Here is a 14,467-nt window from a genome sequence, read left to right as displayed (position 1 = left end):
GCTCAGAGTGCCGCTGCGACGGCCGCTTCGAGCGCCTCGATGCCGCCGCCGCCCTGCTTGAGATGGATGCGCAGCACGCGCCTGCCGCGTTCGGCGAGCACGTCCATGTCGCCGCGCGCCTGGGCGATCTGGACGGTGCCGAAGCTCGCCTTGTGACCGGGAATGGCAAGATCGGGATCGGGATCGCGCGTGATCGTCAGGAACACGCCGCTGTTCGGGCCGCCCTTATAGGCTTGCCCCGTGGAGTGAAGGAAGCGCGGACCGAAGCCTGCGACGGTCGCGACCGATTTCGCGTCGCGCACGGCCCTGCGCATTGCGGTGATGGCCGCGCTGTCGACGTCGTTGCGCTCGACGTAGGCGAGAAACGCCGCGTAGTCGCCCGCCCGCAAGGCAGCGAAATGCTGCCGTAACAGGCTCTCGGCGTTCCCTTGCAATGCGCTGCCCTTGGCGACGAAGAGCGCAAAGTCGGCGGTCTCGGCGGCTGGCGTTTCAGATTCCAGCGTACCGGAGGCCTCATAGGCGTCGACGAGCTTGCGCGTTGCCACCTTCGCATCCTCGACGTCGGGCTGATCGAACGGGTCGATGCCGATGACGGCACCTGTGATCGCGGTCGCGACTTCCCAGCGGAAGAATTCCTGGCCGATCAGCTGCGGGCTGGCGACGCTGATGCGGATCACCGGCTGACCGCTGTCGGCAAGCGCCTCGAGCTTGGCGTCGGCGGCATTGTCCTTGTCGCCGGCGAGCGCGAGGACGACGAACAGCCGGTCCGTGCCATAGCTCTCCGGCGAACCCAGCGGCTCGAGGTCCACGGGAACGATGCCCCTGCCCTGCTTGCCGGTCGATTCGGCCAGCAGCTGCTCGAGCCAGGCGCCGAAGGGCTCCAGTCCCTTCGAGGCGATGAAGGTCAGCTTGTTGCGGCCAGAAACCGCAGCCTCGCCGATGATCGCGCCGAGCCTGATGCCTGGATTGGCCGCCGGAGGCACATCGCCCCCGCAGGCGAACACCATCGGCGCCGTCGCCTCGTAAAAACCGTGCGTGTCGATGCCCATCACCGCGGCCGGCACCATGCCGAAGGCGGACAATACCGAATAGCGGCCGCCGATCGCCGGATCGCCCTGGAAGACATGGGCGAACCCGTCCGTCTCCGCTGTCTTCTCGAGCTTCGATCCCGGATCGGTCACGGCGACGAAGTGGCCGCCCTGCTTTCCGCTCCGTTCGAAAAAGAAAGCGCGGAGCAGCTCCGGCTCCATCGTCGAGCCGGATTTGGATGAGACGATGAACAGCGTCTCCTTTGGATCGATCTCGGCGAGAACGGACGCGATCTGCCCCGGATCGGTGGTATCCAGCACGTGCAGCCCGGGATTTCCCCCGGCCGAGCCGAGAATCAGCGACAGCACCTCGGGGCCGAGGCTCGATCCGCCCATGCCGAGCAGCACCGCGTTCTTGTAGCGCTTTGCCTCCTGCTCCAATTCTCTCAATGCGTTCGGATCGACCTGCTGGCCGCGGGCGGCCGCGAGCCAGCCGAGCCACCTGCCCTCATCCTTGCCGGTCCAGAGCGAGGGATCGCCCTTCCACAGCCGCCGCGCCCAACGATCGGCGCGTGCCGTCTCCAGTCGCGCATCCACCGCTTTCTGCAGCGGTCCGGGAAGCGACGCTTCCATGTGGTTGAGCCTGTCGCCGAGGAAGGTGGCCCGCTTGGCGGCGACCGCACCCAGCAGCGCGTCGGCGGCGTCGGCGAACTGCTTGACGCCATCCTTCACGAGCATCTCGGTGACGCCCGGCAGGTCCAGCCCCAGTCGCTCGGCCTCGGCGATCACGTGGCGCGCGCCGTCGAGATCCTGGGTGAGCGTCGGCCGCATCGTCCCGTGATCGCGAAACGCATCCATCGTCTTGGGCGGCATCGTGTTGACCGTATCCGGGCCGATCAGCGCGTCGACATAGAGCGTGTCGGGATAGGCCGGGTCCTTGGTGCCGGTCGACGCCCAGAGCAGCCTTTGCGGCATCGCGCCCCTGGCAGCCAGCGCCTGCCAGCGATCCGAGGCGATCATCTCCTCGTACCAGGCGTAGGCGAGCTTGGCGTTGGCGATCGCGACCTTGCCGCGCAGCGCCTCGAGCGCGGCCGCTTCCTTGTCCCCGACCTTCACCCGCGCGTCGATCTTTTTGTCGATCTGGCTGTCGATGCGGCTGACGAAGAAGCTCGCGACGCTCGCCACCCGGTCGATCGGCTCGCCCTTGGCCAGGCGCGCCTCGAGCCCCGCCATGAACGCTTCGGCCACCGCCTGATAGGCTTCGATCGCGAAGAGCAGCGTCACGTTGATGTTGAGCCCGTCCTCGACGAGCTGGCGAATGGCGGGGGTGCCTGCCCTGGTGCCGGGCACCTTGACCATGAGGTTGGGCTCCCCGACCGCCTTCCAGAGCCGGCGCGCCTCCTCGATCGTCTCCTGGGTTCCGTCTGCGAGATAGGGAGAGACCTCGAGGCTGACATAGCCGTCCTTGCCTCCCAGCCGATCATAGATTGCTCGCAGATCGCCGCCGGCGGCCTTGATGTCGGCAATGGCCTGGCTTTCATAGGTGTCCTGGACGCTCGCATCAGCCTTGCCGAGGAATGTCCGAAAGCCCTCATCATAGGCCTCGCCCTGACCCATCGCCTTCTCGAAAATGGACGGATTGGACGTCACGCCGGAGACGCCGTCTTCGCTGACCAGCGCCCTGAGGCCGCCTTGATTGAGGAAGCCGCGATCGACGAAGTCGAGCCACACCGCCTGCCCGCTTTCGTGGAGCTGCTTCAGTCGGCTGGCGACCCGCGGATTATCGAGGACGGTGCTCACTTGTTCTTCTCCATCACCGCGCGGGCGACCTTGCAGACATTGTCGACGGTGAAGCCGAATTTCTCCTGGAGCTTGGCGAGTGGCGCCGACGCTCCGAACGTCGACATGGTCACGGTCGCGCCGTCATGACCGACATAGCGGTCCCAGCCCATCGACCCGGCCTGCTCGACCGCCAGCCGCGCGCGGACGGCGGGCGGAAAGACGCTGTCGCGGTAGGCCTGGTCCTGCTTCTCGAACAGATACCAGCTCGGCAGCGACACGACGCGCGACTTGGCGCCCTCAGCCGTCAGCGTCTCGTGCGCGGCGGCGACGAGCGGCAGCTCGGAGCCGGTGCCGATCAGGATGATGTCCGGGTCGCCATCGGCATCGGCGAGGATATAGCCGCCCTTCTCGAGGCCGTCGGCCGACGCATATCTCTGGCGGTCGAGCGTCGGGATTGCCTGGCGCGAGAAGATCAGCGCGGTCGGCTCGCTGCTATGCCCGAGCGCAACCTTCCATGCGGCCGCGGCCTCGTTGGCGTCGCCCGGCCGGATCGTGTCGAGCCCGGGAATGGCGCGCAGTGTCGCCAGATGCTCGATCGGCTGGTACGTCGGCCCGTCCTCGCCCACGCCGATCGAATCGTGCGTGAACACGAAGATGACGGGCAGTTCCATGATCGCGGCGAGGCGGATCGGCGCGCGCATATAGTCGGCGAACACCAGGAAGGTGCCCGTGTAGGAACGCAGGTAAGACAGCGCCATGCCGTTGGCGATCGCCCCCATCGCATGCTCGCGCACGCCGAAGTGGAAGTTGCGGCCCGCATAGTCTCCCGGTTCGAACGAACCCGCGCCCGGGAAGGTCAGATTGGTTTTGGTCGACGGGGACAGGTCCGCGGCGCCGCCCATCAGCAGCGGCACGCGCTGGGCGATGGCGTTGAGCACCTTGCCGCCGCTGTCGCGCGAGGCGATGCCCTTGGCGTCTGCGGGGAAGCCGGAGACATCGGCGTCCCAGCCGTCGGGCAGCTTGCCCTCCCGCGCCAGCGCGAACTCCTGCGCCTCTGCCGGAAATGCCTGCTGGTAGCGCGCGAACAGCGCCTCCCATTGCTCGCGCGCCGGCTGGCCGCGGGCGGCCACGGCATCTTGGAACGCCTCCGCCACGCTATCCGGCACGTAGAACTGCTTATCCGCCGGCCAGCCATAGGCTTCCTTGGTCTTGCGGACATTCTCCTCGCCCAGCGCCTCGCCATGCGCCTTCTCGCTGCCGGCGCGCGGGCTGCCCCATCCGATCACCGAATGGACGACGATGAAGGTGGGCCGGTCGTCGGTCGCCCTGAACGTCTCGAGCGCGCGGGCGATCGCGTCAGTATCGTTCGCGTCGTCGACGTGGATGACGTTCCAGCCATAGCCCTGGAAGCGCTCGCCGACATCCTCGGTGAAGGCGAGCTGGGTCGACCCTTCTATCGAGATGTGGTTGCTGTCATAGATCCAGCAGAGATTGGAGAGGGCGAGATGGCCGGCGATCGACGCCGCTTCGCCGGACACGCCTTCCATCATGTCGCCGTCGCCGCACAGCACGTAGATGTCATGATCGAAGAGCGTGAAGCCTTCGCGGTTGAAGCGGGCGGCGAGCGCGCGTTCCGCGATCGCCATGCCGACCGAATTGCCGCAACCCTGCCCCAGGGGGCCGGTCGTGGTCTCGACCCCGGTGGTCATGCGATATTCGGGATGGCCCGGCGTCTTGGAGCCGAGCTGGCGGAACTGCTCGATGTCGGCCAGGCTCACCGCCGGACTGCCCGTCGGCTTTCCATCGGCATCGATTTCCTTCACCCCGGCAAGATGCAGCACCGCATAGAGCAGCATCGAGGCATGCCCGACCGAAAGCACGAACCGATCGCGGTTCGGCCAGTCGGGCGTGTCAGGATCGTAGCGCAGGAACTCACGCCACAGCGTGTAGGCGACGGGCGCAAGCGCCATCGGCGTGCCAGGATGCCCCGAGTTCGCCTTTTGGACTGCATCCATGGCGAGCGTGCGGATGGTGTCGATCGCAAGCCGCTCGGCCGATCCGTCCTCATGGACGGCAGAGCGAGTAGGATAGGCCAAATCCGTCATGTCAGCTCGCAATCCTTCCGCGGCGCCGGAGCAGCGATACAATCCGGTGAAGGATGCGACAGTACAGACTGTTCACCACGCGCAATCGCCCCGTTCACTCCTGACAACTGCGTCGGGAGTGCCGAGGTACAGGGCATCAACTTCCGAGACGAAGAGTCCGTGCCCCAGCAACCCCGGAATTTCGGCAAGCCGAGCCGCCAGCGCGACCGGATCACCGATCGGGCCGAAGGCGCAGTCGAGGATGATGTTGCCCTGATCGGTTCGCCAGGGGCAACCCCGCGCGTCGAGACGGAGCTGCGGCTCTCCGCCCGCGGCCACTATCCCCCGTTCCACAAACCGCTTCGCCAGCGGCAGCACCTCGACCGGGACAGGGCGTGCGCCAAGTCGTCCGACGGCTTTCGAGCTGTCCGCGATCGCCACCATCCTCCGTGCCGCCGAAGCAAGGATCTTCTCGCGCAGCATCGTGCCGCCGGCGCCCTTGATGGCACGGAAGAAAGGATCGATCTCGTCGACGCCGTCGATGCACAGATCAAGCGCGGCGACGTCGGCGGGATCGACAAGCGCGATGCCCGCTGCCGCCGCGGCAGCTGCGGTGCGGTCGGATGTCGCGACCGCACGGACGGACAGACCATGGGCGACGCGTCGGCCCAGCGCCTGGATAGCGAAGCTCGCCGTGGTGCCTGTCCCCAGCCCTATGAGCATACCGTCGGCGATCTCGGCAACCGCCGCTTCCGCGGCTGCACGCTTTTGCTCATCCGTGCTCTTCAAGACGCTTGTCACGCGATGTACCCGATATGCATCTATTGCGGGGCACAGGCTGGGCTAAAGCTGGCCAGCCTATTCCATGGCCTTCAACAGCTCATCGACCGACGCGGTGGCGAAGGCGGCGAAATTGTCGGCGACTCCATAAGGCAGCAGCAGCGTCCGATCATGAACGATCGATCCGCAACTATAGACCACATTGGGCACATAACCGTCCCGTTCATGCGGGCTTGGCCGCAGGATTGGTTCGCGGGTGCGGGCGAGTAGCTTTGAAGGATCCGCCTTGTCGAGCAGGCATGCTCCCATGCAATAATTGCGGGCCATGCCGACTCCATGGGTGAGGACGAGCCAGCCCTCGTCGATCTCGATCGGCGAGCCGCAATTGCCCAGCTGGACGAACTCCCAGGGGAAGCGCGGGCTGACGACCTTGATGCCGCCGTCCCATGAGTAGAGGCTATCCGAAGCGAGCAGCCAGATGCTTTCGCTGTCCTGCCGCCCGAGCATCGCGAACCGCCCGTCGATCTTTCGCGGGAACAGCGCCATGCCCTTCTCCGCAGCGGCCGATCCGGCGAGCGGATGCATTTCGAAATTTCTGAAGCCGGTCGCGCGCAGCACCTCCGATCGCGCGTCTCGGCCGTCGAACGCGGTATAGGTGCCGAGATACTCGACGTGCCCGTCTTCCTCGACAAAGCGGACCAGCCGCAGATCCTCGATACCGCGTTGCTGGCTCGCGGTGACTGGAAACAGCACACTCTCGGAGACGTCTTCACTTCCCTCGCACACCACACGCGTCATGCCGTTCTCGACGCCCTCGGCCGGAGCGTCGATGCGCGGCGAAATCGCCTGATTGCTGCCTTTGTCGAGCGCGAAGCCGCCCGATGGACTCCAGGTGCCAGTCCGGAAGGTGACCGAGGAGATATGCCCTTCGCCGATGCCGCGCAACGACAGGAGGAAGCGCACGCCGCCCGATGGTGCGCCCGTCTGGTCCGCGCGCAAAACCATGCTGGGATTGAACAGCGCGGCAGCCTCGTAGGAGTATTCCTCGCTGAAATAGGCGCCGATCGCGAGCGCGGCTTCCCGGCTGGCCCCTTGCGCCGCCGGCAAGCGCTCGCGGATCTCGTCGAATCGGCGAAGAAGGATCTTGTCGATATCGCGGTGCCGATCGGCGAGCGAGGCGATGATCGCCTCATGCTCCTTGAGCAGTCGTGCGTCATCAAGCGACAGAACGCGTTCGGCGATCTGCTGCATCCGGGGATGCGCATCGTTCCTGAATGCTTGCGGATAGTCGAGGTCGAACGGTCGGATAACAGTGCGGGAAGGATCGGGTCGCAGGTGAATCTCGGAATGGCGAAAAAGCCCATTATCACTCATCATCTATCCACTCTCGATTGCGCCAGATCACTCGCTGCCCGGGGGAAGGCCGCCCGAGGGTAGCCATCCGGAGCCGTTCTGTCTTGAACTCCGTCACCCTTCTATCCGCGCTGGAGCTCGAGAACTTCCGTGTCCCCTGGGCCATCGCGAGCTGGGAGATCGTCCCCCGCCTATAAGTGAACCAAGCCAGAGCTCGGTTCCGAACGCGTTCGCGCCGCAAGCGGGTGCCCTTGGTGATCGCGGCCCAGGCGGACGACAAAGCGGTCCCTCAGTATCTTTACCGATATCCTCAGCCCGTGCGCGCGTGGAACCATCGCCTTGGCGAAAGGAGTCCAGATGTCGGCGTCGGACGCTCTCGAAATCCGCCATCTCGATGTTTCAGCGAGTGGAACGGCGATCCTCCATGACATCAACCTGACCGTTGGTGCGGGCGAGCTGCACGTTCTCTTCGGACCCAACGGATCGGGGAAATCCTGCCTGCTCGCGACGATCATGGGGCTCCCGCCCTTCCTGATATCCAGCGGCGAAATCCATTTCCGCGGCCGCCGCATAGACGTTTTGCCCATAGACGAGCGTGCCCGGCTCGGTCTGGGCATGTCATTCCAGCGGCCACCAGGCCTCGAAGGTGTGACGGTCGACCAGTTCAGTAAGGCACTCGGGTCGCAAGACATTCTCGGACGGGAGGCCGCGGCGCTGGATCTTCGAGATTTCTCAGGCCGCGACATCAATGTCGGCTTCTCTGGCGGCGAGATAAAGCGCTGGGAAGTGCTCAAACTCTTCCTCCAGCGACCCCGCCTCTGCCTATTCGACGAGCCCGAAAGCGGCGTGGACCTGGAGCACATCGCCGCCGTCGGAAATGCCATCAACCGGCTGCTGCGGGCGCCTGAGCGGGACGAAGCGCCCCGCTCAGGCCTTGTCATCACGCATACCGGCTTCATCCTGGATCATATCCAGGCCGACGTCGGCCATATGCTGGTCGATGGTCGCATCCTCTTCTCGGGCGATCCCCTGGCAATTTTCAAGCACATCCAGCGCAACGGCTACACCAAGCCAACCGCCTTGCTCCAGGCTCCGGAAAAAGGAACGCAGCCATGACCACCCTGCATATCGATCCCGGCGTAACGGCCGAAGAGAAGGAACGGCTCGCCAATGTCGGCTATGGCGCCGAAGGCGAGCGTGCCGGGACGTGCGTCGTGGTGAACCAGGATGTCAGGCACATCGGTGTCAATGACGAGAAGGTCGAGATCCTGCCGCTCAAGGATGCGCTACTCCGCTACGATTGGGTGCAGGATCTAATGTTCGGACTCGTCGACCCGGACGCGAATGCGCATGTCCGCGAGGCCGCCGAGAGCCGGCACGCGCCGGTTGGCCATTTTGTCCGGATCCGCGCCGGCGCGAAGGTCCAGCTGCCGGTGCAGCTCTTCACGCTCCTGGAAATGCCGCAGGGACGACAATTCCACCACAACGTCACCCTGATCGAGAAGGACGCGGAGGTCGAGATGATCTCCGGCTCGGCTGTGCCGAAGAGGGTGCATTCAGGCCACCATATCTCGCTCTCCGAAACCTACCTGCGCGAGGGTGCGATCTGCCGTTCGGTGTCGATCGAGCAATGGGGCGCAGGCATGGAGGTTCACAGCTATGCTCGCAGCCATGTCGGCAAGGGCGCGCGGTCCACCGACAGCAAGGTCCAGATGTCGCCCATAAAGCATCACTATGCGGAGAGCCGGACGATTATCGAGGAGGGCGGCATGTCCAGCGACCAGTCGGTCATCTTCGCACCGGCCGGAACACAGCGGATCATGGAAAGCGAGATACATCTGAAGGGCGGCGGTGCGCATTCGGAGAGCCTCACGCGTATGGTTTCAGCCGGTGGCAGCATCTCGAACAAGGCCCTGCTCGTGGGCGAGGCGAAGGCCACCAAAGGCTTCCTGGGCTGCAACGGGCTCAAGCTCACCGAGCAAGGCGAGATCCTTTCCGTACCGTCTCTCCTGGCGCGGAGCAGCGAAGCCCAGCTCTCGCATGAGGCGTCCATCGGCATGATCAGCCAGGAGAAGCTCGCATATCTGATGTCCAGCGGCATGAGCGAGGATGCCGCCCGCGATCTCATTATTCAGGGATTCCTCACGCTCAAGGATGAGCTACTGCCCGAGATCGTCGGCGAGGAGGTGAAGAAGATGATAGCCGCCGCGAACTCCGGATCGCTCTGATCATCGCATCTCACCGGCGAGCGATCTCGTGACCGAGCCTCCCGCTTTGCGGATCGGACAGGGGCGATTGCCGCACGGGGGCAGCGCCAAACCCGCTGGCCCCAGGAAGCGCGGAGTCGGTCGCTCGAAAGAGATCCGCCGCTCCGGCATGAGAAGCTCGGCCCCCGAAGCAAGAGGCGTTCCCAACGGGTGCGACAAGACTGAGCGTGGCTCGAATTCCCGCGGGCTCATATCGTCTGTTGGCCATGTTCCGCGTTCCCGGGAAGGCGCAGATAATCCGCCAACACGCGCGCGTGGTTGTGCTCGGTGTCGCGAGCGGCATAGAGGAGCGTCACCGGACCGTTGGCCGACAATGGAGCGAGACGCGCGACAGCGCTATCGTTTTGTGCCAGTTCGTCCCGGTAGCGGCGGCTGAACTCGCTCCACCGCGCCGGATCATGCCCGAACCATTTGCGCAGCTCGGGACTCGGCGCGATTTCCTTCAGCCACAAGGTCAGGGCCGCCCTTTCCTTGTCCACACCCCGCGGCCAAAGCCGATCCACCAGCACCCGCGCACCATCATCTTTATGCGCAGGTTCGTAGATACGCTTGATCCGGATGTCGGGGAGCGAGTTGGCCATTTCAGCTGAATTCACCGGGCGTGGCTGCTTTCCGCAGACCCGATCACGACCTTCGTCCTTCCGGAGAGTCCCGATCGTCAGGCGGCGGCGCGCCGCCCTCGTTTTCCCAGCGCTCGGGACAATCGCACGAATAGCCTGCATCTAGCGGCCGACCGCATCTCGGGCAGATCTGTTCAGTGGTCTCCGCGGCGGATCGCGCTTCCTTGCGAGCCGCGTTGATGGGTGGAGCGATACGCGGCATCGTGCATCCTTTCTCTCGGCGGCCGGTCTCGGAGCCGCGAACTATGTCCGACTGGCCGCAGTTCGGCCAAGGAAGATCGTCAGAAGGAGGGAAGAATTCTCGATCGCCCTCACCGAGTGCGGCGCTCCCCCGTCGAGATAGACCCACTCGTTCGCCTTCAGGGTGACGGGTGCGGAGTCGATGGCAAGCTCGACACGCCCTTCCAGGCAATGCAGCGTCATTTCCCCGGAAACGCTGTGCTGCGGGATTTCGGCACCAGCATGGACGATCAGCCGAATGGCCTCGAAATAATCGGTCTTGATAATTGCAGCGGTTCGAGCGTCACCCAAGCCCGGCCCGAGCGGCCCCAGATCGACGATTTCGCCTCGTTTGGCGTGATGCAGTGCCATAAGCCGTGGTCCTCATTTTTGTGCCGCCGGTCACGCTCAAACGAACGTGGCCTGCCCATGATTACTCCGCCGCCGGCGAGCTGACCGGCAGCGCCCTGCGGAAGATCAGCCCGTCGAGCGCCATCGGGTAAAGCGGCCGCAGCTTCATGATGAAATCGACGGCCATCAGCACCGCGCCGATGGCGAACAGCACGTCACCCGGCAGCCGCATCCACTGCCAAAACCGCACAGTGCCGTAGAACGTACTGCTCCTCGCATAGGCGAGACCATGCTCATAGACCGCATCGAGTTGCGACCAACCGATCGGAAAGAAATTGAAAACGATCCATAGCACCAGCCCGCCATTATAGAACCAGAAGGCCGCCCTCCCGAGCTTCTCGCTGAAACGCGGACGGTCGGCGTGGATATAGCGCAGACAGAAATAGATGAGCCCGATCGCAAGCTCGCCAAAAGCTCCGAACAGCGCCGTGTGCGCATGGTTGAGCGTCAGGAAGGTGCCGTGCTCGTAATAATTGACGAGCGGCGCATTGAGCGTGCCGCCCCCGAACACGCCGGCGCCCACGAAATTCCAGAAAGCCGCGCCGATGACGTAGGTATAGGCGAGCCGGTACTTGAACTCCTGATGCGCCCTGATCAACCGGTAATGGTTGATCGCCTCGATGATCAGGAGCACCAGCGGCAGCACCTCGATGAACGAGAACATGCTCCCCATCGGCACCCACATGCTCGGGCCGCCGGCCCAATAGAGGTGGTGACCGGTGCCGATAACCCCGCCAAGAAAGATCAGGATGATCTCGAAATAGGTCGCGCGCTCGGCGAGCTTGCGTGACACGAGGCCAACCGACATCAGCAGATAGGCGGTCATGCAGGCGGCAAAGAACTCGAACGACTGCTCGACCCAGAGATGGACCACCCACCAGCGCCAGAAATCGGTGAGCGTGAACGATTTCTCGATGCCGGTCAGCGGAATCATGCCGAACACGTAAAGCACGGCGATATTGATGGTTGACGCCCAGATCAGGTGCTCCATGCGGATACGCCCGGTCCAGAACTGCGCTGCCGCAGTGCGCCAGAGGGCTTGGGTGGGCCACAGCGCGCGCATCACCAACAGGCTCCACAGCGCCAGCCCGATGAAGAAGCCGATCTGCCAGAATCGGCCGAGCTGGATGTAGGACAGCCCCTGATTGCCGAACCAGAACCAGTTCTGGTCGATAACGCCCATGATGCCGAGATAGTCGCCGATGAGCGCGCCCCCGACGACGAATAGTGTGACCCAGAACAGCAAGTCGACCAGCAGATGCTGGCCCTTTGCCTCCCGGCCGCCGGCAATCGCGGGCGCGAGGAACAGGGCGGTTCCGATCCAGGACAGACCGATCCAGACGATCGGCGCCTGGATGTGGACGTCACGCAGGAAGTTGAACGGGAAGAGCTTGTTGACGTCATAGCCGTAAAAGCTCGTCCGATCGTAGTAGGAATGGGCCATGATGGTACCCGCGCCGATCTGCACCAGCAGCAGAGCCGCCACGACCAGGAAATATTTGCCGATTCGCTTCTGGCTGCGGGTTAGCGGCCGGAAGGTCGACAGCACCGGATCCATGGGCGCATCGTCGGGATTGCTGAGGAAGAACTCGTAGATGAACAGCACAAGGCCGAAGGCGAAGAAGGTGAAACAGAAGCTGATCCAGGTCCATTTGAACGTATTGGTGGTCGGCGTGTTTCCAACCAGGGGCTCATAGGGCCAGTTCTCGGTCCAGGACCAGGTGACGCCGGGCCGCCGCGCGACCGTAGTGAGCGAGGAAAAGACGAGAAAATCGGCGGTCTGCCGAGCGAGCGTCGGCGTCAGACTATAAGCGGAGGTCCAGCCGCTCGCGGGATCGGCGATGTTGAGCGTCCCCGCCACCTCATTTCGGACCTGAAGGACCGCGGCGGCGACAGGGTCTGACAGGATGACGTCACGCCGGGTAAGATCGATCTCCTGCAACGCGCGCTGCATCGTCGCGGTCGCCGCGGCCTGTTGGTCGGGCGGAAGCGCGGCGAAGGAGCTGCCACCGCCGGCGCGCGCGGCAGCCTCCCGGGAAGCGGTGCCGAGCCGCACCAGGATCGACGCGGTATAATCCTCGCCGTAATAGGAGCCCATGCCGTAGAGGCTGCCATAATCCATCAGGTCGGCTTTCTGGAAACCGCCCTTGCCAGCCACGATGTCCGCGTTCGTCATCAGCACGGCGCCGCTCGCGGAAACAAGCCGCTCGGGTTGTGGCGGCGCCGCGCGGTAAGTCATCACCGTCGCCCAGGCGAGCAGACCGAATGTGGCTATCGCGACAACCAGCAACACCCACTTGAGAACGGCGCTCACCGGGTCGCTATCCGGTGGATCGATGCGGCAGGCCTCCAACATCAATCTTTGATCCTCTCCCGTTCCGTCTCGGCGGACCGATGCCTGTTTGCGAGACACCCTTCCCCTGTTTTAGGCGATCGACAACCCTCCGTTCCCGTTTTTGTGACAAGCGCCAGGACACTCGGTGCCGGTGCCCGGGCGACGACGACATCGCCCACCAATTTACCCGACTCGGGCGAGCCCAGACGGCCTGGATTCCGGGCATTATCGACGGGCAACTGGTTGATTCCGCTTTGCACTTGGAAGGATTATATCGTCGTTGGGGATCGGCGGTTTGCGCTGGCGCAAACTTCCCCCATTCTTCTAGGTAGCCCGGCAACTTACGTGCATGGCAACGACCCCTCAGCCCTGCCCCGGACCCTTCGCCGCGCTCGATCTATTCCAGGGGCTCCCGCCTTCGGTGCTTTGAGACCGTCGGCGCGGTATCGCTGTTCACCGATGGTCGCTCTCCCGCCGACGCCATCGCCATCGCCGACGGGCTGGAGACGAGCTGGAGCGAGGCCGAAGGCTCAAGTTAATCCGCGACTATCCCCAAATCGGCGTCATGTCAGTCGCACCATCGGCAGGCGCCTCCACGAGTTGCACGAGCGGGAGCGCGAGATTGCGACTCAGCGCGCCGACCGTCGAGGCGCTAGTGCCATGCTCCGGCTTGCGCGCCAGGCCGATCACAGCTCGATAGACGCAACGGCGATCGCTTTCTGCCGAGGGCAAGGATGTGGCGGATCCCTGCATAAACGCTGCGCAGGGCCAGCCGGATGCACCGCCTGGGATAGGGCCGGGTTCCTCGCCAGCCACAACCAGCATCTGACGATCCGCGGGTCCGCCCAGATATTGAAAATTGCAGAACATGGGTGCGACTGAAGTACCGCAGTGGGAATCCGCTTACAGCAGAGATCGTCGACCTTCCGTTCGTCCCCGGTTCGTCCGACTAGATCTTGCCGGCGTAGATCATCCGGCCTGGCCCGAGCCGTTCGAGAACTTGACCGATATCGGCCTGCGAAACAGCAAAGCACCCCTGGCTTCGCCCGAGTTTGCCGCTGGCAAGTGCGATGTCTTGCGACACATAGGACGCCGCATGGATAACGATGGCGCGCGCTTCGGCGTTGCTGTTCTCGCAGTCAAGGCCGATCAGGCGTTGCGAGCGACCATGCTTGCCGGAATAGCCGCTGCCGACCAGATAGGCGCCGGCCGAAGACGCTTGCGATCCCGGTGAGTTCGAGAACCGTTCGAGCCACCCGCTATGATCCGGATCGGATCCTCGCCCATGCGCGACCAACAGGCTCTGGCTTCGCCCGCTCATCACGTCGACGATGTGAAACCGGGGAACGCGCGACGCCTGGCTGAAATCCACGATACCGATGACGTCGCGATACCTTATCGTTGCCCGGTGGCGATCCAGCGCACCCAAAGCACGTTGAAGCAAAATCGGGCGCGGCGGAACTGGAGCCGGTGGGACGGCGAACACTCTCGTCTGTACCATGCCCAGAACGACGGCCCCGCCACCCAGAAGCAGGTGGCGCCTCGAAATGACTGTCACGCTTGTCTCAAACCACTATCTATTACTGTT

11 protein-coding genes are annotated in these 14,467 nt (G+C 64.2%); 2 read left to right on the top strand and 9 right to left on the bottom strand.

Annotation, left to right across the window (positions count from 1 at the left end; genetic code table 11):
* Positions 1-2: 2 nt before the first annotated feature.
* From L3X40_RS02185 to L3X40_RS02170, 4 genes are all read right to left on the bottom strand, one after another.
* Positions 3-2,828, bottom strand: coding sequence for a bifunctional transaldolase/phosoglucose isomerase (locus L3X40_RS02185; protein ID WP_066556436.1), 2,826 nt, complete (start codon positions 2,826-2,828; stop codon positions 3-5).
* Entirely contained in the window at positions 2,825-4,915 is a 2,091-nt protein-coding gene (gene tkt, locus L3X40_RS02180; protein ID WP_066556433.1) for a transketolase, read from the bottom strand. Before tkt ends, L3X40_RS02185 begins: the two co-directional genes overlap by 4 nt.
* Positions 4,916-4,987: 72 nt before the next feature.
* Complete coding sequence (gene rpiA / locus L3X40_RS02175; RefSeq protein ID WP_272907908.1) at positions 4,988-5,695, bottom strand: ribose-5-phosphate isomerase RpiA; 708 nt, start codon at positions 5,693-5,695, stop codon at positions 4,988-4,990.
* A 57-nt stretch (positions 5,696-5,752) separates the two neighbouring features.
* Entirely contained in the window at positions 5,753-7,048 is a 1,296-nt protein-coding gene (locus tag L3X40_RS02170) for a glycoside hydrolase family 130 protein (protein ID WP_066556428.1), read from the bottom strand.
* Between the two features lie 336 nt (positions 7,049-7,384).
* Between L3X40_RS02170 and L3X40_RS02165 the strand changes: the two genes are divergently transcribed.
* Positions 7,385-8,143 carry an ABC transporter ATP-binding protein gene (locus L3X40_RS02165; protein ID WP_066556425.1) on the top strand — a complete coding sequence of 253 codons (759 nt, stop codon included), beginning with the start codon at positions 7,385-7,387 and terminating at the stop codon, positions 8,141-8,143.
* On the top strand, positions 8,140-9,255 hold the full coding sequence (locus L3X40_RS02160) for a SufD family Fe-S cluster assembly protein (RefSeq protein WP_066556423.1): 1,116 nt from the start codon (positions 8,140-8,142) through the stop codon (positions 9,253-9,255). Before L3X40_RS02165 ends, L3X40_RS02160 begins: the two co-directional genes overlap by 4 nt.
* A 227-nt stretch (positions 9,256-9,482) precedes the next feature.
* On the opposite strand, the gene L3X40_RS02155 is transcribed toward L3X40_RS02160, so the two are convergent.
* The 5 genes from L3X40_RS02155 to L3X40_RS02135 form a co-directional block, all read right to left on the bottom strand.
* Complete coding sequence (locus L3X40_RS02155; protein ID WP_066556421.1) at positions 9,483-9,875, bottom strand: DUF488 domain-containing protein; 393 nt, start codon at positions 9,873-9,875, stop codon at positions 9,483-9,485.
* A gap of 282 nt (positions 9,876-10,157) precedes the next feature.
* On the bottom strand, positions 10,158-10,505 hold the full coding sequence (locus L3X40_RS02150) for a cupin domain-containing protein (RefSeq protein WP_066556416.1): 348 nt from the start codon (positions 10,503-10,505) through the stop codon (positions 10,158-10,160).
* A 61-nt stretch (positions 10,506-10,566) separates the two neighbouring features.
* Entirely contained in the window at positions 10,567-12,900 is a 2,334-nt protein-coding gene (locus L3X40_RS02145) for a nitric-oxide reductase large subunit (RefSeq protein ID WP_066556414.1), read from the bottom strand.
* A 525-nt stretch (positions 12,901-13,425) separates the two neighbouring features.
* Positions 13,426-13,632: a hypothetical protein gene (locus L3X40_RS02140; RefSeq protein ID WP_237364195.1), complete on the bottom strand. Its 207-nt coding sequence runs from the start codon at positions 13,630-13,632 to the stop codon at positions 13,426-13,428.
* A 196-nt stretch (positions 13,633-13,828) separates the two neighbouring features.
* Positions 13,829-14,437 (bottom strand): murein L,D-transpeptidase catalytic domain family protein, encoded by a 609-nt coding sequence (locus L3X40_RS02135; protein WP_066556410.1) that lies wholly within the window; start codon positions 14,435-14,437, stop codon positions 13,829-13,831.
* Positions 14,438-14,467: the final 30 nt, after the last annotated feature.

The sequence above is a fragment of the Rhizorhapis sp. SPR117 genome (genome assembly GCF_021742065.1).
The sequence above is the reverse complement of the archived record's forward strand: the minus strand, read 5'-3'. Positions and strand labels throughout refer to the sequence as shown.

Coding starts and splice junctions, on each gene's coding strand:
- tkt (WP_066556433.1), bottom strand. CDS start 4,915: ATGACGGATTTGGCCTATCCTACTCGCTCTGCCGTCCATGAGGACGGA.
- L3X40_RS02170 (WP_066556428.1), bottom strand. CDS start 7,048: ATGAGTGATAATGGGCTTTTTCGCCATTCCGAGATTCACCTGCGACCC.
- L3X40_RS02165 (WP_066556425.1), top strand. CDS start 7,385: ATGTCGGCGTCGGACGCTCTCGAAATCCGCCATCTCGATGTTTCAGCG.
- L3X40_RS02160 (WP_066556423.1), top strand. CDS start 8,140: ATGACCACCCTGCATATCGATCCCGGCGTAACGGCCGAAGAGAAGGAA.
- L3X40_RS02155 (WP_066556421.1), bottom strand. CDS start 9,875: ATGGCCAACTCGCTCCCCGACATCCGGATCAAGCGTATCTACGAACCT.
- L3X40_RS02150 (WP_066556416.1), bottom strand. CDS start 10,505: ATGGCACTGCATCACGCCAAACGAGGCGAAATCGTCGATCTGGGGCCG.
- L3X40_RS02145 (WP_066556414.1), bottom strand. CDS start 12,900: ATGTTGGAGGCCTGCCGCATCGATCCACCGGATAGCGACCCGGTGAGC.
- L3X40_RS02140 (WP_237364195.1), bottom strand. CDS start 13,632: ATGCAGGGATCCGCCACATCCTTGCCCTCGGCAGAAAGCGATCGCCGT.